This is a genomic window from Yoonia sp. SDW83-1 (genome assembly GCF_046762885.1).
GTDB lineage: Bacteria > Pseudomonadota > Alphaproteobacteria > Rhodobacterales > Rhodobacteraceae > Yoonia.
In genome coordinates, this window is the sequence record NZ_JBKQXO010000002.1 from 157,722 (window position 1) to 181,130 (window position 23,409).

Consider the following 23,409-nt stretch of genomic DNA (forward strand, 5'->3'; position numbering starts at 1 on the left):
ATGGATATCCATCGTCATCGCGTGATGAACCGGCAAAGATCGGTTAACGTGCTGATCATGGCACCCGTCAAACCACAAGTGAGAGCATCATGAGATTTTTCACCATCCTGCCCGTCGCGCTGTCATTGGCTGCAATGCCAGCGTTGGCCCCTGCGCAAGACGCTGATTATTCGGGGCTGGGGCAAACCTACCAGCTAGGCCAGAACCGCAACTATGCCGACGTTGTACGCGGGTTAGAGGCAGTGGATTATCAGATCGAAGATGTCACCACGACCACGCTCGGGCGTACCCGTATCACGGCCAATAATGGCGAACACCGGCGCGAGGTGATTGTCAGCCGGACCACGGGCGAGGTGCTGTCGGACATGATCATGGACACCCAACCTGACGCGGACGCCATCGCACTGCAATCCGCACTGGATGCGGCCAGTGATCCGCGCCCGGAAAATGGGGAATCCGGGATCGAATTCAGCGGCTCCCTGACATTCGGCTTCAATAACAAATCCGGCCATTCTGCCAGTGGCAGTGTCACGGCGCGACGGGAAAACATAGGCGGGTCCGGCATCACCGGATCAATCACCTATGGCAGAAGCAACTAAGCAGATCTGAGCGTGTGAGCCTGCAGATCAACTCGACCGCAAAACCTTAACGCCGCATTTACGTTTACACCGCACGCGGCGTTAATCCCGCAAATTCGCTGATAGGGGTCCGACGCAAGTCCGACGTTTTGCCGACGCGATGCCGATCGCCCAAATCGACGAAAACACCAGTATTAACGAATGATTCGTGGATTCCGGCCAAATCACCGCGCGGTACTCCCCACGCAACACCACCGAACGTTGCGCGGCGGCCTATAACCAGTCGCGCAAAATCGGGATCAGCGGGATGTCTGCCGCAGGCATCGGATAATCCCGCAGCTCATGTGCGCGCACCCATTTCAGCGCCTGTCCTTCCCGCGATTGCGGCGCGCCTTCCCACTTGCGGCAGGCGAAAAGCGGCATCAGCAAATGAAAATCATCATATGAATGGCTCGCGAATGTCAGCGGGGCCAGACATGATGCCCAGGTGTCGATCCCCAGTTCTTCATGCAATTCGCGGATCAAAGCCGCCTCCGGCGTCTCTCCCGCCTCAACCTTGCCGCCCGGAAACTCCCACAGGCCGGCCATGGATTTGCCCTCGGGGCGTTGGCCCAGCAGCACACGACCATCCACGTCGATCAGCGCGACCGCCGAGACAAGAACTGTTTTCACGACCGATAATCCGCATTAATGCTGATATACCCGTGGGTTAGGTCACAAGTCCAAACGGTGCTGGCGCCATCGCCAATGCCCATATCAACGCCGATGACCAGTTCATCGTTCTTCATATAAGCCGCTGCGGCCTCTTCAGAATAATCCGGTGCGCGCCAACCATTTTCGGCGACAGTGATGTCGCCAAAGCGGATCGACAGCGTATCCCGATCTGCCGCCGCGCCTGACTTGCCGACAGCCATGACAACGCGACCCCAATTGGCGTCCTCGCCCGCGATGGCGGTTTTGACCAGCGGCGAATTTGCGATTGAAAGCGCGACCTTACGGGCATCATCATCATTTGCAGCACCCGTGACGCCGACGGTCACGAACTTACTGGCCCCTTCACCATCGCGGACAACTTGATGCGCGAGGTCCAGCATGACCTGATGCAGGGCCTCGGAAAATGCAGCGTTTCCAGTAACATCGACCCCAGACGCTCCGGTTGCCACCATGATCAACGTATCGGATGTCGAGGTGTCGCTATCGACCGTGATGCAGTTGAAGGTCTTGTTATTCCACTCCGAAACCAGCGCTTGCAGATCATCCTGCGCGATCAGCGCATCGGTAAAGATATAGACCAGCATCGTCGCCATGTCGGGTGCGATCATGCCCGAACCCTTTGCAATTCCTGCAATTTTTACCGACTTGCCGCTGATATCGACCGTCGCGGTCGCACCCTTTGGAAAGGTATCGGTGGTCATGATCGCACGCGCGGCATCAGTGATCGACGTCGCCGATTGCGCGTCATAAAGGTCTGACAGCTTTGCGGTAATCCGTTCAAAAGGCAGCGGTTCGCCGATCACGCCAGTCGATGCCGTGAAAACCCGTTTGGCGTCTATGCCAGTAACCTCAGCAACGGCAGAGGTCAGCGCGGCAACCGCGTCAATCCCGTTCTTGCCGGTGAAGGCATTTGAATTACCAGAATTCACCAGAACAGCCGCAGGTCCCGACGGATCACCGCCCAGTTTCGCCTGGCAATCCAGCACAGGTGCTGATCGCGTCGCGGACCGTGTGAATACCCCAGCAATGGCGCTGCCCGGCGCAAGAAGCGCCAGCATGACATCCGCGCGACCCTTGTATTTTACGCCAGCAGAGGCTGCAGCGAAGGTAACCCCATCAATAACCGGCAGGTCAGGGAATGCGGCCGGGGCAAGTGGTGATATCGCCATTGGCGCTTACTCAATCAGCTCAAGACGGTCGATGATATTGGGGTCGAAATCGCCGACCGTCGGTTTGACAACCTCCTGCGCTGCCGCCAGTTCATCCAGACGCGCGGTAATCGCAGCCTCCTGAATGTCGTTGGCCAGCTGATTGCGCATCTGTTCCAATGTCGGTTGCGGCTGAACCCGTGTTTCGTTCAGCGTTGCCACATGCCATCCGAACTGCGTTTCAAACGGATCCGAAACGGCGCCGACTTCAAGGTTGCTGATCACTTCCTCAAATTCCGGCACCATCGCGCCCGGCGCAAACCAACCCAGATTTCCGCCATTTGGCCCCGTCGGCCCCGTCGACACATCCCGCGCCACATCGGCAAAGGCGGCACCCTCATCCACCCGCGCCTTGGCGGCCAGCGCCTCTTCCTCGGTTGCGACCAGAAGGTGAGAGGCGTTGAATTCATTGACCTCTTCCACATCCGCAAATGCAGCGTCATAGGCGGCCTGGATCGCCTCGTCGGTTACGGCGTCGGCTGAGATGGCATTGACCAATTCACCGGCCATCAGTGACCGGCGTTCGTTCTGCAACGTGTATTCGATCCCTGACGGGACCTCCTCCAGCGCGTCCGCCAAAAGCTGTTGTTGGATCAGTTGCTCAATCAGCCCGTCGAACAGCGCTTCGTTGGGGAACTGGCTATACTGTTGAGGCAATTGGGCGCGGGCGATGATCAACTGGCCCACGGTAATTTCTGTATCGCCCACTTTGGCCACAACGGTGTCGCCCGTGATCTCGTCCTGCGCGGCAGTCTGTGTCGCAATGGACAGGGCCAGCGCGGCGGACCCCAAAAGTGTAACATGTTTCAGCATTATACGATCCCTTGATAGCCGACGCGGGCGCGCGGCGTTGACACTGCATATCCGGCCCCTTACATCCCATGAATGCCTCGAGGGGGCTGGTCTTGGCCCTTTGTATGTGGCCCGCAACGGGCCTACAAGCGACCTCCTCTCAAATAGATGTCAGACAGGCGCCGTCGCGCCGCCGGAGTGAATATGCTGGGTATCGGAACGATCGCCAAAAAGGTGTTTGGCACACCCAATGACCGCAAAGTCAAATCTGTGCGTTCGCTGGTCGACAAGATCAACGCGCTGGAGCCGGAATACGAAAAACTGACCGACGAGCAGATCAAGGAAAAAACAGAAAGCCTGGCGCAACGGGCCATGGGGGGCGAAAGCCTCGATGCGCTGCTTCCAGAAGCCTTCGCCAATTGCCGTGAGGCGGCCAAGCGCGCATTGGGCCTGCGTGCTTTTGATGTTCAATTGATCGGCGGCATTTTTCTGCATCAGGGCAATATATCAGAGATGAAAACCGGCGAGGGGAAAACCCTTGTCGCGACCTTCCCCGCCTATCTCAATGCCCTGACCGGCAAGGGTGTGCATATCGTTACCGTGAACGATTACCTTGCCCGTCGCGACGCCGAATGGATGAGCAAGGTTTACGGCGCGCTCGGCCTGACCACCGGTGTGGTTGTACCGCAGCAGCCCGAAGACGAGAAAAAAGAGGCCTACGCCTGCGACGTCACCTATGCCACGAACAACGAGCTTGGGTTCGATTACCTGCGCGACAACATGAAATCTGATCTGGCCCAGATCTATCAGCGTCACCATAACTTTGCGATTGTGGATGAGGTTGACAGTATTCTGATCGATGAGGCGCGGACGCCCCTGATCATTTCGGGCCCGGCGCAGGATCGCAGCGAGATGTATGCCACGATTGATGAAATCGTACCCAACATCGACGAAGCGCATTTTACGCTGGATGAAAAGACACGTCAGGCGACATTTACTGACGAAGGCAACGATTGGCTGGAAGAAAAGCTGTCCGCGCGAGGTTTGCTGCCGGAAGGTCAGACGCTTTATGATCCGGAAAGTGCGACGCTGGTACATCACGTCAATCAGGCCCTGCGTGCGCACAAGCTGTTCACCAAGGACAAGGATTACATCGTTCGTGATGACGAGGTCGTCCTGATTGATGAGTTTACAGGGCGCATGATGGTTGGTCGCCGCCTGTCTGATGGTCTGCATCAGGCGATTGAGGCCAAGGAGAACGTGTCGATCAAGCCAGAGAACGTCACTCTCGCCTCGGTCACATTCCAGAATTACTTCCGTCTTTACGACAAGCTGGCCGGTATGACCGGTACGGCCCTGACCGAGGCGGAGGAATTTCAACAGATTTACGGGCTTGGTGTGGTCGAGGTCCCGACGAACCGGCCCATCGCGCGCGTCGATGAAAATGATCAGGTTTACCGCACCGCACGTGAAAAATTCGAAGGCGTTGTTGCTGCTATCAAAGACGCGCATGCCAATGGTCAGCCAATCCTTGTCGGCACCACCTCGATCGAGAAATCAGAACATCTGGCAAACCTACTGAAGTCTGAAGGCATCTCATATAATGTCCTCAACGCGCGGTTGCACGAACAAGAGGCCCAGATCATTGCCGACGCCGGTAAACTGGGTGCGGTAACGATTGCCACCAACATGGCCGGCCGCGGGACCGATATTCAGTTGGGCGGCAACGTCGAAATGCGCGTACTGCAGGCGATAGACGAAAATCCGGACGCTGATCCGGAAGAGTTGCGCAGCACAATCGAGGCTGAAGTCGCCGACGAAAAGGAAAAGGTCAAGGCCGCCGGAGGTCTGTTTGTTCTGGCGACTGAACGCCATGAAAGCCGGCGAATTGACAACCAGCTGCGCGGCCGTTCCGGCCGTCAGGGTGACCCGGGCCGGTCGTCATTCTTTCTGTCATTGGAAGATGACCTGATGCGTATCTTTGGGTCAGAACGGCTGGACAAGGTGCTATCGGGCCTTGGCATGAAAGAGGGCGAGGCGATCGAACACCCATGGGTGAACAAATCGCTGGAACGTGCGCAGTCCAAGGTCGAAGGTCGCAACTTTGACATCCGCAAGCAGCTTCTGAAATTTGATGACGTGATGAATGATCAGCGGAAGGTGATCTTTTCGCAGCGGCGCGAGATTATGGAAGCGTCTGATCTGTCCGAGATTGTGCAGGACATGCGGCATCAGGTGATCGATGACCTTGTAGCGGAATATATGCCGCCGAAAAGCTATGCCGATCAATGGGATACCGAAGGGCTCTATGCTGCTGTAATCCGCGATATTGGTGTCGATGCGCCGGTCATGGAATGGGCCGAGGAAGAGGGCGTTGACGATGACGTCATGCGAGAACGGCTTGAAGAAGCCTCTGACAAGTTCATGGAAGAAAAGACCGCAGCCTTTGGTCCGGATGCCATGCGGAGCATTGAAAAGCAGCTGCTTTTGCAAACCATTGACGCGAAATGGCGCGAACATCTTCTGACGCTGGAACATCTGCGCTCTGTTGTTGGTTTCCGCGGCTATGCCCAGCGCGATCCGCTGAACGAGTACAAGACCGAAGGGTTCCAACTATTTGAACGGCTTTTGGACGGGTTGCGCGTGGATGTGACACAAAAGCTGGGTCAGATCCGCCCGATGTCAGAAGAAGAGCAGGCAAAACTGATTGCGCAGTTGCGCGAACAACAGCAACGCGCTGCCGCGCAGGTAGCACCCAGTTTGGAAAAGCCGGAAACCGCCGCCGACGGGTTTGACGAAAACAACCCTGAGACGTGGGGAAACCCGGGCCGGAACGACAGTTGCCCGTGCGGCTCTGGCAAGAAATTCAAGCATTGCCATGGGCGTCTTGCCTGAAACCTGACATAATTGCGTCGTGCTAGGGCCACCGTTTGCTGCGATGACCCGCAGGAGAGGGTACACGTGGGAGTTGGGTATGTCCCTTATGCGCTATGGCGTAACAGCAATCGCGACGGCGACAATTGTTCTGGGGCTCGGCTACATCGTCCAGAGTGACGGGACGTCGGACACGCGTTCCGTGCGCAAAGCCAGCCAGCCGACGGCTAGTGCAGTGTACAGTGTCACAAGTTCCACCAATACCGTTGGCGCTGCTATTTTTGGAATGCCCCGCGCCATTGATGCCCCAGCCATCCACCAATTTGAAAGTGAAGCAGCGCTTGTCGCGGTTGATGCTCGGTTTGCCGAAATGGAGACGCCGCAGGCCAGTTTTATGCCTGCTTCGCCGCTGGATAGTTGTGAAACCGATCTGATCGCTGAACCGCGTTTTGCGGCGATGGTCGGTCTGACGCTTCAATCGCCCTGCCATCCTAATGCCGAACTTGTGGTCTGGCACGAGCAGATGATGTTTTCGGCCCGGACCGATGACGTGGGTGGTCTGGCACTGGATGTTCCGGCGCTAAGCAGTTCAGCTACGTTTGTTGTCACCGTTGACAACATCGAAGAGGCACGCACAACGGTTCATGTGCCGGATGCCGATATGTTTGATCGCGCAATCCTGCAATGGCGCGGTACTGGCAACCTGCAGCTTCATGCGATGGAATTTGGCGCGACAATTGGCGATCCCGGTCATATCTGGTCCGCATCGACCCATAGTCCGGAACTCGCGCATGATGGCGAACGTGGTTTTATGACGCGGCTTGGCACATCGAACGCGACGATTCCGTATTGGGCAGAGGTCTATACCTATCCCACTGGCTTGGTCAGCCGTGACGGTCAGATCAAGCTTCAGGTCGGGGCGGCAGTAACCGAGGAAAACTGCGGTCGAGAGCTGGATGTGAAAGGTATCCGTACCAACGCGGGCGGATATCTGGCCTCCAGCGCGTTCGAGATCCAGATGCCAGGCTGCGATGCGGTTGGCCAGTCATTCATGCGGCCGGATCTGTTTGACACGCTGACGCTGGCGGCCCGTTAAGACAACAATCCCTGTGCCCGAAAACTGAGTTCACAGGATTTTCCGACAATCAGGTGATCGTGAACCGTAATTCCCAGCGCTTTGGCCGCACCGTCGATCCTCGCAGTCATCTGTATGTCAGCTTGGGATGGGGTAGGATCGCCCGATGGATGATTATGAACCAGAATGATTGATGCCGCGTTCAGTTCAAGTGCGCGTTTCACCACTTCCCGCGGGTAGACGGGCACATGATCTAGGGTGCCTTTTGCCTGTTCCTCATCCGCGATCAACACGTTCTTTGTATCCAGATAAAGGATGCGAAACTGTTCGATGTCGCGATGTGCCATCACCGTATGGCAATAGTCCAGCAAGGCATCCCAGCTTGAAACCACATGCCGCTGCATCACCTTAGCACGTGCTAGCCGGTGTGCTGCAGCTTCAACCACTTTCAATTCGATGACGACCGAGGCGCCGACACCCTTGATCTGCTTTAGTTGGCCGATAGGGGCCGACAAAACACGATTGAAGTCGCCGAACCGCTCAATCAATGCGCGGGCGAGGGGTTTGACATCCTGCCGAGGGATTGCGCGGAACAGGACCAGTTCCAGAAGCTCGTAGTCGGGTACAGCCGTCGCGCCACCGGCCATGAACCGTTCACGCAGGCGTTTTCTGTGATCGCGCATATAGGACGGCGTGCGGCCCGTTGGCATCGGCGTGACGATGGCGACGTCATCATGATCAGCAAACAAGGATCGGGATTCGGCAAAGTGAGACATGGCCCCACTTTGCCGAGGGTTTGGTTACCGGCGCGTTAATGTCAGCTTTTCATTGAATCCCAGAAGCTTTTCACTGACTTGAAGAAGCTGGACCCTTGCGGGTTGTTTTCTTCGCTCAACTTATCAAACTCTTTGAGCAATTCGCGCTGGCGTGAGGTCAGTTTTACAGGTGTTTCCACCGCCAGTTCGATGAACATATCGCCAGAGCCACCACCGCGCAGCGCTGGCATTCCTTTGCTACGCAAGCGCATTTGTCGCCCGGATTGCGATCCTTCGGGCACCTTCACCCGGCTACGTCCACCGTCGATGGTTGGCACTTCGATTTCGCCGCCCAACGCCGCCGTCGCCATGGAAACTGGCACCCGGCAGAACAGGTTCGTACTTTCCCGTTCAAACAGCGCGTGGCTATTTACCTCGATAAAGATGTAGAGATCGCCGGTTGGCCCGCTACGCATGCCGGCCTCGCCCTCACCTGCCAGGCGGATCCGTGTGCCGGTCTCAACGCCAGCCGGGATGTTGACGGACAACGACCGTTCTTTTTCGACACGGCCAGCGCCGTGGCAGGTTTTGCACGGGTTCTTGATAGTCTGTCCCATGCCGGAACATGTCGGGCAGGTACGTTCGACGGTGAAGAAACCTTGTTGCGCACGCACCTTGCCCATGCCGTTACATGTGGGGCAGGTTTGTGGTTCTGATCCGCCTTCGGCACCTGTACCATTGCAAGCGTCACAGCCAACAGATGTCGGCACAGTGATGGTCTTTTGCATGCCTGAATATGCATCTTCGAGATTGATGCGCAGGTTGTAGCGCAAGTCATTGCCGCGTTGCGCCCCGCTACGGCGACCACCGCGTTGGCCACCCATGAAATCGCCGAACAAGTCGTCGAACACATCCGAGAACGCGCTGGCAAAGTCGCCTTGCTGCCCGCGTGGCCCGCCACCGCCGCCCATGCCGTTTTCAAACGCGGCGTGACCATACCGGTCATAGGCAGCTTTTTTGTTCTCGTCTTTCAGGACTTCGTAAGCTTCGTTCGCCTCTTTGAACTGCGCTTCGGCATTTGGATTGTCGGAGTTGCGGTCCGGGTGAAGTTCTTTCGCCTTTGCCCGATAGGCCTTTTTGATTGTGGCAGCATCAGCACCTTTGGCGACACCCAGCACATCATAATAGTCACGTTTTGCCATGATACTCTTCCCCTTTGGGAACGGAAAAGACCGGCCCGGTATGTGGGCCGGTCATATCCCTTGCGGTTTACCGCCTTAGTTGCCGCGCTTTTCGTCGTCCAGATCTTCGAAGTCGGCATCAAGGATGTCGTCTTCGGCTTCATCTGCGGCACGGGCCTGCGGCTCTGCGTCGCCTTCCTCTTCCTGAGAGGCCTTGTAGATCGCTTCGCCGAGCTTCATGGCAGCTTCGGTCACGTTCTGGATGCCCGATTTGATCTTGTCGGCCTTCGCATCGTCGGCTTCCAGATCATCCTTGAGCGCGGCAATAGCCAACTCGATCGCCTCGATCGTGGTTGGGTCCACCTTGTCCGAATGCTCTTCCATCGACTTCTCTGTCGAGTGGATCAGGCTTTCGGCCTGGTTCTTGGCATCAACCAGTTCACGCCGTTCCTTGTCGGCCTCGGCGTTTGCCTCGGCGTCCTTGACCATGGCTTCGATATCCTCGTCTGACAGACCGCCAGAGGCCTGGATCGTGATCTTCTGTTCCTTACCGGTGCCTTTATCCTTGGCGCCGACCTCAACGATACCGTTGGCATCGATGTCAAAGGTCACTTCGATCTGTGGCATACCGCGTGGCGCCGGTGGGATATCTTCAAGGTTGAACTGACCGAGCATCTTGTTGTCGGCGGCCATCTCACGCTCACCCTGGAACACGCGCAGCGTCACGGCGTTCTGATTGTCCTCGGCGGTCGAGAAGACCTGGGACTTCTTAGTCGGGATTGTCGTATTGCGGTCGATCAGGCGGGTAAAGACACCGCCCAAGGTTTCGATGCCCAGCGACAATGGCGTCACGTCCAGAAGAACAACGTCTTTCACGTCACCCTGCAGAACACCGGCTTGAATGGCGGCACCCATGGCCACCACTTCATCGGGGTTCACACCCTGGTGGGCTTCCTTGCCGAAGAATTTGGCAACTTCTTCCTTCACCTTCGGCATCCGGGTCATACCACCGACCAGAACGACTTCATCAATATCGCTGACCGACAGGCCTGCGTCTTTGATGGCATCCTTACAAGGCTTGATCGACTGCTTGATCAAATCGGATACAAGGCTTTCCAGCTTGGCGCGGGTCAGCTTCATGACCATGTGCAGCGGTTGGCCGTTGGACCCCATTGAGATAAACGGCTGGTTGATTTCGGTGCTGGAGGACGAGGACAGTTCGATCTTCGCCTTTTCAGCCGCTTCCTTCAGGCGCTGCAGCGCCATCTTGTCCTTGGTCAGGTCGACCGAGTTCTCTTTTTTGAACTCATCGGCAAGGTAATTAACGATGCGCATGTCGAAGTCTTCACCACCCAGGAACGTGTCCCCGTTGGTAGATTTCACTTCAAAGAGGCCGTCATCAATTTCCAGGATGGTCACGTCGAACGTACCACCACCAAGGTCATAAACGGCGATGGTTTTGCTGTCTTTCTTGTCAAGACCATAGGCCAGCGCAGCGGCTGTCGGCTCGTTGATGATACGCAGTACCTCAAGGCCCGCGATCTTGCCGGCATCCTTGGTCGCCTGACGCTGAGCGTCATTGAAATAGGCAGGCACGGTGATAACGGCCTGTGTCACGTCTTCGCCAAGATAAGTCTCGGCAGTTTCTTTCATCTTGCCAAGGATGAAGGCAGAGATCTGGCTGGGGGAGTATTTCTCACCCTTGGCCTCGACCCATGCGTCGCCATTGCCGCCGTCGATGACAGCAAAAGGCATGTTTTTCTTATCTTTAGCGAGGTCTTTGTCGTCGAACCGACGACCGATCAGACGCTTTACCGCAAAGATGGTGTTTTCGGGGTTGGTGACGGCCTGACGTTTGGCAGGCTGACCGACGAGACGTTCATCGTCGGTGAAGGCTACGATAGATGGTGTCGTCCGCGCACCTTCGGCGTTTTCGATGACACGAGGTTTGGAGCCATCCATGATGGCGATACAGGAGTTGGTCGTTCCCAGGTCGATACCAATAACTTTGGCCATTTTTCAAATCCCTCTAGTTCAGGCGGTTTGAGCAGCGCGAACCCGTTTCGGCACCCGCGCCTATTACATGAATCTGATCAGAAGCTTATCCCCGATCTTCGATCTTGGCGTATATAGGGATGGGAAATGGGGCCTGCAACCGCCGCTTCCACATGAACGTAAGGAAAATATCGGATTTTTGAGGATGCCGATTACCGTTTGTTAACGAAGTCGCGTCTAGCGCCCTGCCGTCCAACTGGCTGACACGTGACGCCGCGTATAAAATTCGCCCATGAAGCCAATCAGCAGCAGGATGACGGCAACTTTCAACGCGTATTCCCATGATGAAAAATGCGGGTTGTAGTGCAGGAACACAAAACCTCGCATCTGATCAATGATATGAAAAAGAGGGTTCCAGTCGAAAAGTGCAAGTTTGCTGGCCGGAAGAGCATTAGCGACAAACATTTTCCCAGAGGCGATCATGTTTGCTCGGGTGTAGATCTGTGACGCTACCGCCACGAATCCTGGTGACCATGGTTTAATTGCCAAGAAGACCATGCCAACAGCGCAGCCACTGAACCATGCGAGAAGAAACATACCCATGGCATTGATTGGGACATCAATTGTGATCGGCGTGAAGCAGATATGGTAAATCGTCAGCACCATGAACAGCGACAATAGCTGGATATAAAGACCTGACAGGGCCGAAGCGGTGATCGCGACAAAAGTGTTCATCGGCGCATGCTGCATCATCGCCGATGCCGGCCCTTCGGATCCGAGTACGGAGCCGACTGCCTTTACATGTGTCAAATAGACGAAAATGCCTGACATGATGTACAGCAGGAAATCACCCCTGAGTGCGGCACCTCTAAGCCCAAGTAGCTGGAACATGACGTAGAACGATAGAACCAGAATAATGGCCTGCATCATGTTCAACACCAGTCCGATCACCGCGCTGCGGTGCGACTGACGTAAGGAACGGACTGTGGCATGATAGATCAGTTCCAGAAGGCTGGCCGCACCGCGCACAGTATTCGTTCGTGTTGTTGCCTGAAACATCTGTGCTTTCTTACTGGACTGCCGAAGCCTGCGCTGACTGCTTGCCGTTTACCTGACGCCCGATCATAAGGGGAAAAGCGCTTATTTTCAATGAACATGGGGCCTTGGAGATGGAAAAGTTGGATTTTGACCACATGGGTCAGGTTATGCGCGATCTGGCTCTCAAGGCTGGCGATGCAATCATGGATGTTTATCATTCGCCGGACTTTGATGTGCGATCAAAAAATGACAACAGCCCCGTTACCAGAGCTGATGAAGCGGCTGATCAGATCATCAGCGATGGTCTGCGCACGGCCTTTCCCGGCATCCCGCTTGTGACCGAAGAACAGGCAGCGACCCACGCTCAGAATGTCAGCACATTCCTGATCGTTGATCCGCTGGACGGCACCAAGGAATTCATCAATCGTCGCGGTGATTTTACCGTCAATATCGCCTATGTTGCTGACGGCGTTCCGATCCGTGGCATTGTCTATGCCCCTGCGAAATCTCGCATGTTCTACACGTTGTCTGATGGCAAGGCGGTCGAGGAATCTGGCCCATTTGATCAGCAATCCGTTGGTTCGCTGACTACACTGCAGGTTTCCAGACCCGATAACGATGCGCTGTTGGTTGTGGCGTCGAAATCGCATCGCGATCAGGCCACAGATGCTTACATCAGCCGATACAAGGTTGCTGATATGAAAAGCGCCGGGTCGTCGTTGAAGTTCTGTCTGGTCGCGACGGGCGAGGCGGATTTGTACCCACGTCTTGGCCGCACGATGGAGTGGGACACCGCTGCAGGTCATGCGGTGTTAAGAGGTGCAGGTGGTGATGTCGTGCGCTTCGATGATCATGCGCCCCTGATGTACGGCAAGCCGGGTTTTGAGAACCCGTTCTTCATTGCCACATCGCCGGGTGTCACATTGGAGAAACCGTGATGGCTGTTCTGATCGTTATCCCGGCACGGTACGCATCGACACGCTATCCCGGTAAGCCACTGGTCAACCTGCGCGGGACCACCGGTCAGGACAAGAGCTTGATCCATCGGTCATGGGACGCGGCAATGGCTGTGGACGGTATTGATCGGGTTGTCGTTGCAACCGATGATGATCGGATCAGAGATGCGGCAGAGGCGTTCGGGGCGGAGGTTGTCATGACCTCAGATGCTTGTCAGAACGGGACGGAGCGCTGCGCGGAGGCGTTGAGCCATCTTGGCGATGCCTATGATATCGTCGTGAATCTACAAGGTGACGCGCCGTTGACCCCGGCGTGGTTCATCGAGGATCTGGTTGCAGGGTTGCGGGCCAACCCGCAGGCAGCGGTCGCCACACCCGTGCTGCGCGCCGACGGACGCGCCCTGAATGGTTTCCTTGAAGATCGTCGTGCGGGTAGGGTCGGTGGGACGACCGCCGTGTTTGGTACTGATCGAACCGCACTTTACTTTTCGAAGGAGGTCATCCCGTTCACCACCAGAAAGTATGATGATGACGAGCAAACGCCAGTTTTCCACCATGTGGGTGTCTATGCTTATCGTCCGGCTGCCCTGATGGATTATCCCACATGGGCCTCCGGCCCGCTTGAGCAACTGGAAGGCCTAGAACAATTGCGATTCCTCGAACGGGGGACGCCTGTGCTTTGCGTTGAGGTGTCGGCCCAGGGGCGGCAGTTCTGGGAGCTCAACAATCCTGAAGATGTGCCCCGGATCGAAGGTATGATGCAGCAGATGGGCATCGCATGATCACCGTCAGGCCAGTTTTGGCCATAATCCCGCATTTTGTCGGTGTTTTTGTGCTTACGATGCCTTAAAGTATTGATCATTGTTAATGAAATTCTGCAAAGAGCATTTGTATTTCACCGGGGTCTCATTCGCCGGGCCCCTTGGTAAGAGAGATTAGAGATGAAGAAAAAAGTTACGAAAGCAATCTTTCCCGTCGCCGGTTTGGGAACGCGGTTTCTGCCGGCAACCAAGTCCGTTCCGAAAGAGATCATGACTCTGGTGGACCGCCCATTGATCCAATACGCGATTGATGAGGCGCGGGCGGCGGGTATCGAGGATTTCATTTTCGTGACATCGCGCGGCAAGACTGCGCTTGAGGACTATTTCGACCTTGCCCCTGATCTGGAGGCTGCGCTGGAAGGCGCGGGCAAAACCGAACTGCTGGATATTCTGCGCACCACCAACATGGATAGCGGTGCCATCGCCTATATCCGCCAGCACAAGCCGCTTGGGCTTGGCCACGCGGTGTCCTGCGCAAGCAAGCTGATCGGAAACGAACCCTTTGCCGTAATTCTGCCCGATGACGTGATTGCCGCCGACAAACCTTGCCTCCAGCAGATGGTAGAGGCGTATGAGGAAACAGGCGGTGCCATGGTGGCTGCGATGGAAGTGGCACCTGAAAAGACGTCGTCTTACGGTATTCTTGATGTGAAAGGCGGCGATGGACCAGTGGTGTCCGTAAACCGCATGGTTGAAAAGCCCAAACAGGGAACAGCACCGTCGAACCTTGCGGTGATCGGCCGCTATATTCTGACACCCCATGTCATGCAGAACTTTGCCCATATCACCAAGGGTGCAGGCGGGGAGGTCCAATTGACCGATGCCATCGCGGCTGAGATCAGCCAGGGACGTGATGTGTTTGGGTTCCGGTTTGACGGGCAACGTTTTGACTGCGGGTCCAAGGCTGGTTTCCTGCAGGCGACGGTGGCCTTTGCCCTCGCGCGGGACGAATTGCGCGACGACTTGTATGGTTACCTGACTGAAATGGTATCGGTCGACAAGGCCGCACAATAACCCTTGTTCGCATCTGGTCCCAAACCGCGCAGGGGGACCCTTGCTGAATTTAAGCTCGCCTATCGCCTGCGTTGGAAACGCAGGCGATTGCTGTTTCGCATTCTGCGCAAACGCAGGCAGCTTGCTGTGCAGATGGACCGGACGGGCGAGATAGCGGCAGGCGACATTCTGGCCTTTTGTTGCGTCCGAAACGAAATGCTGCGGCTACCCTATTTCCTACAGCACTATCGCGACCTTGGCGTTGGTCACTTCCTGTTTGTGGACAATGGCAGTGACGATGGCACTGCTGAACACCTGACGGCGCAACCCGATGTATCGCTTTGGGTTACCGATGATAGCTACCGCCTGGCCCGCTTCGGGATGGACTGGTTGGGGTTGTTGCAGTTTCGGTTTGGCCACGGGCATTGGTGTCTGACGGTCGATGCTGATGAGTTGCTGATCTATCCACACCATACGGATAGGAAACTGCCGGAGTTAGTCGGATGGCTGGATGAACGGAAATGGGTGTCATTCGGTGCCCTGATGATTGATCTCTATCCAAAGGGACCAGTCGCTGACCACGCCTATGCACCGGGCGACAATCCGGTGCAGGCCCTTCCATATTTCGACCATGACAATCACCGATCCCAATGGCACCCGGTTTACGACAATCTTTGGATACAAGGTGGGGTTCGGGATCGTGTGTTTTTTAAGGATGAACCGGGGCGCGCGCCTACCCTCAATAAGACCCCATTGGTCAAATGGCATCGGCGTTATGCTTATGTCAGCTCCACTCACCAACTGCTACCGTGCAGGTTGCATGATGTGTTCGGGTGCAGTGAGGATGATCGGATAACCGGCGCCCTGCTTCACACGAAGTTTCTGAACAGTGTAACGGCAAAGTCCAAGGAAGAACTTTTGCGTCGACAACACTTTGAAAACAGCGCGCTTTATGTAGAATACCACGAAGCCCTGGCGCAGAACCCCGATCTTTGGCACTCGGGCGCTTGCCGCTACGAGGGCTGGCAACAGCTTGTAGACCTCAGGTTGATGTCAAAGGGACATTGGGTCTGATAGGATGTCGATAGCCACAGGGCGAAGCGGGACGATTTTTTGACAGTCTTTACGTCATACATGCTGCGACTGCAGCGCAAACGGTGGAAGTTTCGTGCCTTTCGTAAGCGCCGCGAGTTGTCGGTTGTGCAGAACCGGACAACATCCATCGAACCCGGTGACATCCTGCTGTTTTGCACCTTTCGAAACGAAGATATCCGTCTACCCTACTTCTTCGAATACTATCGCAATCTGGGTGTCGATCACTTTCTGATGGTTGATAATGGTAGCAGCGATGGCGGTTCCGCATTCGCGGCAGAACAACCTGATGTATCGCTTTGGTCAACCCAGGCCGGCTATGGCAATTCCCGCTTTGGGATAGATTGGCTGACATATCTGCAATGGCGCTATGCCCATGGGCATTGGGCGCTGACCGTCGATGTGGACGAGTTTTTCGTCTATCCGTTCTGCGACACCCGCCCGCTGGCGGCACTGGGTGACTGGCTGGATGCCTCGGACGTCCGATCATTCGGCACGATGATGCTGGATATGTACCCGAAAGGCCCCGTCAATCAGGCGGTGTATGAGCGCGGAATGGACCCGCTGCAGATTGCCGATTGGTTTGACACGGGCAACTACACGATCAGCCGCAACAAACGGATGCGGAACCTTTGGATACAGGGTGGACCGCGGGCGCGTGCCTTTTTCGCGGATAATCCCGAGAAAGCACCCGCTTTAAACAAAGTACCATTCGTGAAGTGGAGCCGTCGTTATACCTATGTCAGCTCCACCCATATGATCCTGCCGCGCGGTCTGAACCTGGTCTACGATCAACAAGGCGGTGAGAAGACTTCCGGCGTTCTGCTGCACGCCAAGTTCCTGAACACATTCGGTGACCGGGCCAAAGAAGAGGCATCGCGCGGTGAACATTACGGCGGAGCTGACGAATACCAACGCTACGCCGATATGCCCGAACAAGAGGCTGACCTCTGGTCAAAGTGGAGCGCGCAGTATCTGAACTGGCGGCAGCTTGAGGGCCTTGGCCTGATGTCAAAGGGAAACTGGGCATGAGCGTCGGGGTGATCATGCTGGTGCATACGGCGCTGGACCGGGCCGAGCAGGCAATCCGGCATTGGGTCGATGGCGGTTGCCCGGTCGTCGTGCATGTGGATCGCAAGGTGGAGCCAAAGCAGTATGCCAGCTTTGTTGATGCGCTATCAGATCTTGAAACCGTGCAGTTCTCGCGTCGTCACACATGTGATTGGGGTACATGGGCGCTGGTAGCCGCCACGCAGGACGCCGCAACACAGTTGTTGGACAGTTTCCCAAAGGTACGTCATGTCTATCTGGCCTCAGGGGCCTGTTTGCCGCTGCGTCCAGTGTCAGAGCTTGGCGCTTATCTTGATGCGCGGCCCGAGACAGATTTCATCGAAAGTTCCACCACCGCTGATGTCCCTTGGACAGTTGGTGGGCTCGACAAAGAGCGGTTTACGCTGCGGTTTCCGTTTTCCTGGCGGCGGCATCGCAAGATTTTTGACCTCTATGTCAAACTGCAGCAGCTGATCAGGTTCAGGCGCAGGATTCCCGATGGCGTGATCCCTCATATGGGATCACAATGGTGGTGCCTGACACGCCAGACGCTTAGCGCGATACTGAAGGATCCCAAACGTCCCGCCCACGATCGCTATTTCCGCAAGGTCTGGATTCCCGACGAAAGCTATTTCCAGACAATGGCGCGACTGCACTCCACCAAGATCGAGAGCCGTTCACTTACCCTGTCGAAGTTCGACTATCAGGGCAAACCACATATCTTTTATGATGATCATCTGGCGATGCTTCAGCGCTCTGGCTGCTTTGTGGCACGTAAAATCTGGCACCGTGCCTCGAAACTTTATGACGCTTTTCCAGAACCTCTGAACGGCGTGAAAGGTTTGGTAGAACCCAACCCAAGCTCGGTGGACCGCGTTTTTGCCAATGCGGTTGATCGGAGAACCAGGGGACGACCTGGGTTGTATATGCAAAGCCGTTTCCCGACGATTGATCGTGAAAACGCCGTGACGGTTGGGCCCTATTCGGTACTGCAAGGCTTGGCGGAAACGTTTGAGGGGTTTGAGGCCTGGCTCGCCAATCAGACCGGCGCGGACGTACATGGACATCTTTACGCGCCAGACCGCGCTCACTTTGCCGACCAAAGCGGCGTGTACATCGGCGGGCTGTCTGATGACCCGACCTTGCGCGACTACAATGCAAAGATGTTCCTGACCAATCTGTTATGGAACACGCGAGGGACGCATCAGGCCTTTCAGTTCGGGCCGACAGACACACAAACCATCAACTGGATGATCGCCAAAGATACCAATGCCCGCATTACGGTTGTGGCCGGGGCATGGATCATTCCGCTGTTTCGTGCGCGTCAGACCTTTTCCGATATCCGTCGGGAGGCCGCACGGCTGCAACGCATCGAGCACAAGCAGCTCAAGATCCTGCGGTCACCATTCGCTAAGGCACGGGTGAGGGTTCAGACGCTCGCTGAATTTGTACGATCACCCATGGATACGCTGCAAACCATTGTCGATGAGATGAGCGGCCAACCCCGCCCACGCCTGACCGAAGTACCCAATATGGTTGATCTGTCCGGCTTCGGGGCGTTTCTGCAAGAGTTGCGTAATCAAGGCATGCATCCTTTCCTGACGGGCGAATTTCCTACGGATTTCGATGTGCGCCCGGATGATCACCCTCATCGCAAACCCTATTTGGTTCGCTAGCCATGTCGAAATTTGACTACTTTGTCATCTTCGCAGAGATGCGGACAGGATCTAACTATCTGGAAGCAAATATCAACCATTTTGACGGGCTGACCTGCCACGGTGAGGCGTTCAACCCCAGCTTTATCGGCTACCCGCAAGTTGACAATATTCTGGGCATTGCCCTGGAGCAGCGCGAAGGCGATCCCGGTGCCCTGATCAATGCGATCAAGGCCGCCGATGGTCTGGCAGGATTTCGGTTCTTTGGTGATCACGATCCACGCGCGCTTGAAATTTGTCTTGCTGACCCACGATGCGCCAAAGTCGTCCTGACCCGAAACCCGATCGACAGTTTCGTCAGCTGGAAAATCGCCAAGGCGACGGGGCAATGGAAACTGACCAACGCGACCCATGCCAAATCAGAGCATGTGCATTTCGACGCTGATGAGTTCGAAACATTTCTGGCTCGGGTGCAGCTGTTTCAGACGCAGCTGCTAAATCAACTGCAGAGGACAGGTCAGACGGCATTCTATCTGGCCTATGACGACCTGTCTGATGTGGAGGTGATGAATGGTCTGGCGTCCTTTCTGGGTTGTAACGATCGCCTCACATCTCTCGACCGGAAACTGAAAAAGCAAAACCCCGAAGCGTCGATCGATAAGGTGGTGAACCCGGCAGATATGGAGGCTGCCCTGGCGCGGCTGGATCGTTTCAACCTGAACCGAACACCAAATTTCGAGCCGCGTCGCGGGCCGATGATCCCTGCCTATATGGCTGCACCGGAAAGCGGACTTTTGTATCTGCCCTTGCGCGGCGGGCTGGATCACCGGGTGGGTGACTGGCTGGCAGCGGTCGATGGCAAATCGCGTTCGGCACTGAAAACCAAGTTCACACAGAAGACATTACGCCAATGGAAACGTGATCATGTCGGTCACCGCAGCTTTGCCGTTTTGCGGCACCCGGTTGTTCGGGCACATCATGCGTTTTGCACGCATGTGCTGTTTGACGGGCCCCGCAACTTTCCAAAAATTCGAGAGACGCTACGCAAGGTTCATAAGCTGCCCATACCGCAAGAGCCGTTGTTGAAGCGAAACCTGAAAGGGTACGATATCAATGCGCACCACAATGCTTTTCTGGCCTTTCTGGGCTTCTTGAAGCACAACTTATCCGCGCAAACAGCAGTTCGCATTGATCCCGCATGGGCCAGCCAGCTTTCGATACTACAGGGTATGGCGCAGTTCGGATTACCTGATGTGATCCTGCGCGAAGAGCGCCTTGTCAGTGATCTGGATTTTCTAGGATCGCAGGTCGGCCTCAACAATCTTCCAGTGATGCCACCAGACGAGGATGTCGAGACAACATTGCTTGCGGAGGTTTATGATGCAGCCGTAGAAAAGGCTGCACAAGAAGCATATGCCCGGGACTACCTGGCGTTCGGATTTGCCGGTTGGGCCTGACTCAGGCGGCTTGCGTTGCGTGAACTTCTGTCAGGATCGTATGCAGCGTTGCCGCATCGCTATTTGCGCGCAACTTCGCACACACGGCCTGATCACGCAGGGTTCGTGATACAAGCGCAAGCGCCTTGAGATGTTCAACGCCAGCATTTTGCGGGGCGAGCAGCGCGAAAACAAGATCAACGGGCTGCCGATCAACGGCGTCAAAGCTCAGGGGCTTTTCAAGGCGCAGGAAAATGCCTTTGACACTGTCGATATCGGAAAGCCGGGCATGGGGCAGCGCAACGCCATGTCCGACACCCGTTGGGCCCAGTCCTTCGCGCTCGATCAATGCATCAATGACTGATGTCGGGTTTAGATCATAGCAGCTTTCGGCCAGCTCACCCAGATCGTGAAAGAGGCGCTTCTTGCTCGTGCACGAGGCGATTGTCTTAACCGCGCCGGCCCCAAGAATATCAACAAGTTGCATAAGTCACTTCTCTCACAGTCATCTATGGATCAACCCGTTGTCCGGGGATCGATCCAGCCAATGTTTCCGTCGTCCCTTCTGTAGACGACATTGATTCCACTATGTTTTTCGTTCCGGAATACAAGCACCGGCGCGCTTGCGATTTCCATTTGCATCACAGCCTCACCAACAGAAAGCGATGGGATTTTCGTCTCCATCTCGGCCACGATCATGGCGTTCACGCTATCTTCGGCGGCCTCTTCCGACTCATCCCTTGATTCGAGGATATAAGAACCTGCGTCGGAAAGTTCAACGGGTTGCGAGCGTTCCCTGTGGTGGTCTTTCAGGCGGCGTTTATACCGGCGCAACTGCTTGTCCATCTTTTCGCCGCAGCTGTCGAACGCCGCGTAAATCTCGGCCGCGCGGCCGGTCGCCTGCGCTGTCAAACCAGTGGAAAGATGAACGACCGCTTCACAGTTGAATTCGTGGCCCGACTTCGAAAACACGACGTATGCCTCGGTTGGACGCCCGGCATACTTGCTCAGGATTTCGTCCATTTCCGATTTGACATGTGTCTGCAATGCTTCGCCGATGTCGATTTGCTTACCACTGATTTGATACCGCATCGTTTCTCCTATGTGTTGTCTGACGACGTAGCGAATGGCCCGCAATTGCGGACGATACGTCATACTATTGGAAAACGATAACGTCCCGTGTCGCTGATGTTCCCTCGGTATGCAGGCATTTCTGCGGCACGATTGGGGAAAAGTTGAGCGGGCCAGTCATCCTCTTCATTTGGCGACAGAACGGGGCTGTTTGTCAATGATGCAGTCGGCATCATTCTGGCCAGATTCAATTTACGCGGAAGTTGTCGCCCAGATATACACGTCTGACATTTTCATTTTGCACGACTTCGTCGGTTGTCCCACTCATCAGGACCTTGCCATCGTGCAGGATGTAGGCGCGGTCAACGATTTGCAGTGTTTCCTGCACGTTGTGATCCGTAATCAGCACGCCGATGCCGCGGTTTTTGAGGTCGGCAACCAGGTGGCGGATTTCTCCGACCGCGATAGGGTCGACCCCTGCAAAGGGCTCGTCCAACAGCACATACTTCGGACCCGCCGCCAGACAACGGGCAATCTCGACCCGCCGCCTTTCGCCGCCGGACAGGGCCATCGCGGATGCCCGGCGCAGGTGTTCAATCGAAAACTCCGATAACAGTTCTTCCAGACGCTCGCGGCGTTTGTGGCGGTCATCCACCGCAATTTCGAGAATTGCCATGATGTTGTCTTCAACATTCATACCGCGGAAAATCGACATTTCCTGCGGAAGATATCCGATCCCCAGCTTTGCCCGGCGGTACATGGGCAATGTCGTCACATCGCGGCCATCAATGATCACCTTGCCGCCTTCTGGCGTGATCAATCCTGCAATCGCATAAAAGCAGGTCGTCTTACCCGATCCGTTTGGGCCAAGTAGGGCAACGACTTCGCCCCGGCCAAGGTTGATGCTGACATCGCGAATGACCGGCCGTTTGCGATAGCTTTTGCGCAGGTTGACGATGTTCAGGCCAACCTCGCCATCTTGCACAGTTAGAGTTGGCGCATCCGTCATCAGTTTTCGCCCTGCTGCAGAACTGTACGCACACGGCCTTCCATCACGGCAGAACCATCCGTGACATTTACCACCATCTTTTCAGCCGAGATTGCGCTGGCCCCTTGGGTTAGCAGGACATCACCGGTCAGGGTCAAAGTGCCATCTGCCAAGTTATAGTCCGCGTCTTGCGCTTCTGCGGCATCTGTTGCGGTCACAAAGGTCACGCCGCCGGACGCAATCAGTCGCTCAATTTGTCCGCTCGCTTCGGCATAAATCACCTCAACACTGCTGGCTGAAAGCTTCAGCTCGCCCTGTCCCACAATAACATTGCCGGAAAAAACAGCCGTTCCGGTCTCCTGATCCACAGCAAGACTGTCTGCCGTCACCTCGACCGCGTCGGTACTATCTGTCGTGACACCGCCCAGATTGATACTGGTCTGGGCCTGCGCCGCGGCAATGCCACAAACAAACACGATAGCGGCAAGCGCAAATTTCTTGAACACGGCGAGGGTTTCCTTTGATGACATCATCTGGTCAGTCTTGCGGTCTGTATATCAGCCGGACCCCTTCGGTGAAAAGCATCTGCTGACCAGTATCTTCCGCAGATACTTGAAAAGTAACCTGCCCAGCCGTCAATTCGCCAAATGGCGCCCGGATTTCCAACAAACCGTTTGAAGTGACAACACCTGTATCAAGCTTGGCGGTCAAACCGTTCGTCTCCATCTCGTACCCGGTGGATGTGACAAGGCGAGCAAGGCCCAGAAAATGCGCGATCTCGGCGCGCCCATCAACCTCACCACTTGTTGCTGTCACATTGATATGGCTTCCATCAGGATTATCCATGCGCATAGCCATGCGGTCGATGCTGACGGTGTCGGGCCGGGTAAGATCAGGCTTGGCGCTATGTGCGGATATCGCGATAATTGCGCCGTCATCTGTCACGCCGGAAAAGCGCGGCGCGCTGATGCGCTGATCACGGGCGATCGCCTCGATCTCCGCAAATGGAATATCGGGTTGCTGGCCGGTTTGGCGAGAGAACAGAAATAATGTCGACAACAACCCAAGCGCAAAAAGCGGCAGAAGTATTTTGGACCAGCCCACCAATTGCGAGTGAAAATTGTCGCGGCTGCTCAT

The 23,409-nt window shown here is 55.7% G+C and carries 22 protein-coding genes; 10 read left to right on the forward strand and 12 right to left on the reverse strand.

What is annotated here, in order from left to right:
- Positions 1–89: 89 nt before the first annotated feature.
- Positions 90–599 carry a hypothetical protein gene (locus ACFWW4_RS03095; protein ID WP_411889521.1) on the forward strand — a complete coding sequence of 170 codons (510 nt, stop codon included), beginning with the start codon at positions 90–92 and terminating at the stop codon, positions 597–599.
- A gap of 252 nt (positions 600–851) precedes the next feature.
- Here ACFWW4_RS03095 and mutT read toward each other — a convergent pair whose 3' ends face one another.
- Genes mutT through ACFWW4_RS03110 form a run of 3 tightly spaced genes read right to left on the reverse strand, consistent with a single transcriptional unit; the run spans position 852 to position 3,313 of the window.
- Positions 852–1,250, reverse strand: coding sequence for an 8-oxo-dGTP diphosphatase MutT (gene mutT, locus ACFWW4_RS03100; protein ID WP_411889522.1), 399 nt, complete (start codon positions 1,248–1,250; stop codon positions 852–854).
- The gene (gene argJ / locus ACFWW4_RS03105; RefSeq protein WP_411889523.1) at positions 1,247–2,461 is read right to left on the reverse strand and encodes a bifunctional glutamate N-acetyltransferase/amino-acid acetyltransferase ArgJ; all 1,215 of its coding nucleotides are present in this window, start codon (positions 2,459–2,461) and stop codon (positions 1,247–1,249) included. Before argJ ends, mutT begins: the two co-directional genes overlap by 4 nt.
- A gap of 6 nt (positions 2,462–2,467) precedes the next feature.
- Positions 2,468–3,313, reverse strand: coding sequence for a peptidylprolyl isomerase (locus tag ACFWW4_RS03110; protein ID WP_411889524.1), 846 nt, complete (start codon positions 3,311–3,313; stop codon positions 2,468–2,470).
- 183 nt (positions 3,314–3,496) lie between these two features.
- On the opposite strand from ACFWW4_RS03110, the gene secA reads away from it, so the two are divergent.
- Together secA and ACFWW4_RS03120 are read left to right on the forward strand one after the other, a co-directional pair.
- Complete coding sequence (secA, locus tag ACFWW4_RS03115; protein ID WP_411889525.1) at positions 3,497–6,187, forward strand: preprotein translocase subunit SecA; 2,691 nt, start codon at positions 3,497–3,499, stop codon at positions 6,185–6,187.
- 79 nt (positions 6,188–6,266) lie between these two features.
- Positions 6,267–7,262 (forward strand): hypothetical protein, encoded by a 996-nt coding sequence (locus tag ACFWW4_RS03120; protein ID WP_411889526.1) that lies wholly within the window; start codon positions 6,267–6,269, stop codon positions 7,260–7,262.
- Here the strand turns inward: ACFWW4_RS03120 and radC are convergent.
- The 4 genes from radC to ACFWW4_RS03140 all read right to left on the reverse strand — a co-directional run bounded on the left by radC (position 7,259) and on the right by ACFWW4_RS03140 (position 12,231).
- Positions 7,259–8,017: a RadC family protein gene (radC, locus tag ACFWW4_RS03125; protein WP_411889527.1), complete on the reverse strand. Its 759-nt coding sequence runs from the start codon at positions 8,015–8,017 to the stop codon at positions 7,259–7,261. The genes ACFWW4_RS03120 and radC overlap by 4 nt on opposite strands.
- Positions 8,018–8,058: 41 nt before the next feature.
- Complete coding sequence (gene dnaJ, locus ACFWW4_RS03130; RefSeq protein WP_411889528.1) at positions 8,059–9,198, reverse strand: molecular chaperone DnaJ; 1,140 nt, start codon at positions 9,196–9,198, stop codon at positions 8,059–8,061.
- Positions 9,199–9,273: 75 nt separating this feature from the next.
- Entirely contained in the window at positions 9,274–11,193 is a 1,920-nt protein-coding gene (gene dnaK, locus ACFWW4_RS03135) for a molecular chaperone DnaK (RefSeq protein ID WP_411889529.1), read from the reverse strand.
- A gap of 216 nt (positions 11,194–11,409) precedes the next feature.
- A complete protein-coding gene (locus tag ACFWW4_RS03140; RefSeq protein ID WP_411889530.1) occupies positions 11,410–12,231 on the reverse strand; it encodes an ABC transporter permease in 822 nt (273 codons plus the stop codon).
- 110 nt (positions 12,232–12,341) lie between these two features.
- Here ACFWW4_RS03140 and cysQ point away from each other — a divergent pair, with 110 nt between their 5' ends.
- The 7 genes from cysQ to ACFWW4_RS03175 all read left to right on the forward strand — a co-directional run bounded on the left by cysQ (position 12,342) and on the right by ACFWW4_RS03175 (position 20,234).
- On the forward strand, positions 12,342–13,148 hold the full coding sequence (gene cysQ, locus ACFWW4_RS03145; RefSeq protein ID WP_411889531.1) for a 3'(2'),5'-bisphosphate nucleotidase CysQ: 807 nt from the start codon (positions 12,342–12,344) through the stop codon (positions 13,146–13,148).
- Positions 13,148–13,948 (forward strand): 3-deoxy-manno-octulosonate cytidylyltransferase, encoded by an 801-nt coding sequence (locus ACFWW4_RS03150; RefSeq protein ID WP_411889532.1) that lies wholly within the window; start codon positions 13,148–13,150, stop codon positions 13,946–13,948. The genes cysQ and ACFWW4_RS03150 overlap by 1 nt, the downstream gene beginning before the upstream one ends.
- A 159-nt stretch (positions 13,949–14,107) precedes the next feature.
- The gene (locus tag ACFWW4_RS03155) at positions 14,108–15,001 is read left to right on the forward strand and encodes a UTP--glucose-1-phosphate uridylyltransferase (RefSeq protein ID WP_411889533.1); all 894 of its coding nucleotides are present in this window, start codon (positions 14,108–14,110) and stop codon (positions 14,999–15,001) included.
- Positions 15,002–15,088: 87 nt separating this feature from the next.
- Positions 15,089–16,054 carry a glycosyltransferase family 2 protein gene (locus ACFWW4_RS03160; protein ID WP_411889534.1) on the forward strand — a complete coding sequence of 322 codons (966 nt, stop codon included), beginning with the start codon at positions 15,089–15,091 and terminating at the stop codon, positions 16,052–16,054.
- 39 nt (positions 16,055–16,093) lie between these two features.
- Positions 16,094–17,104, forward strand: a complete 1,011-nt coding sequence (locus tag ACFWW4_RS03165; RefSeq protein WP_411889535.1) for a glycosyltransferase family 2 protein — start codon at positions 16,094–16,096, stop codon at positions 17,102–17,104.
- On the forward strand, positions 17,101–18,798 hold the full coding sequence (locus tag ACFWW4_RS03170; protein WP_411889536.1) for a beta-1,6-N-acetylglucosaminyltransferase: 1,698 nt from the start codon (positions 17,101–17,103) through the stop codon (positions 18,796–18,798). The genes ACFWW4_RS03165 and ACFWW4_RS03170 overlap by 4 nt, the downstream gene beginning before the upstream one ends.
- A gap of 2 nt (positions 18,799–18,800) precedes the next feature.
- A complete protein-coding gene (locus ACFWW4_RS03175) occupies positions 18,801–20,234 on the forward strand; it encodes a nodulation protein NodH (protein ID WP_411889537.1) in 1,434 nt (477 codons plus the stop codon).
- 1 nt (position 20,235) lies between these two features.
- Here the strand turns inward: ACFWW4_RS03175 and ACFWW4_RS03180 are convergent, their stop codons facing one another.
- The 5 genes from ACFWW4_RS03180 to ACFWW4_RS03200 form a co-directional block, all read right to left on the reverse strand.
- Entirely contained in the window at positions 20,236–20,700 is a 465-nt protein-coding gene (locus ACFWW4_RS03180; RefSeq protein ID WP_393932885.1) for a PTS sugar transporter subunit IIA, read from the reverse strand.
- Between the two features lie 29 nt (positions 20,701–20,729).
- On the reverse strand, positions 20,730–21,305 hold the full coding sequence (gene hpf, locus ACFWW4_RS03185) for a ribosome hibernation-promoting factor, HPF/YfiA family (RefSeq protein ID WP_393932887.1): 576 nt from the start codon (positions 21,303–21,305) through the stop codon (positions 20,730–20,732).
- Between the two features lie 226 nt (positions 21,306–21,531).
- Positions 21,532–22,293 carry an LPS export ABC transporter ATP-binding protein gene (gene lptB, locus ACFWW4_RS03190; RefSeq protein WP_411889538.1) on the reverse strand — a complete coding sequence of 254 codons (762 nt, stop codon included), beginning with the start codon at positions 22,291–22,293 and terminating at the stop codon, positions 21,532–21,534.
- Positions 22,293–22,805, reverse strand: a complete 513-nt coding sequence (gene lptA / locus ACFWW4_RS03195) for a lipopolysaccharide transport periplasmic protein LptA (protein WP_411889539.1) — start codon at positions 22,803–22,805, stop codon at positions 22,293–22,295. The genes lptB and lptA overlap by 1 nt, the downstream gene beginning before the upstream one ends.
- A 4-nt stretch (positions 22,806–22,809) precedes the next feature.
- Positions 22,810–23,409, reverse strand: coding sequence for a hypothetical protein (locus tag ACFWW4_RS03200; RefSeq protein WP_393932893.1), 600 nt, complete (start codon positions 23,407–23,409; stop codon positions 22,810–22,812).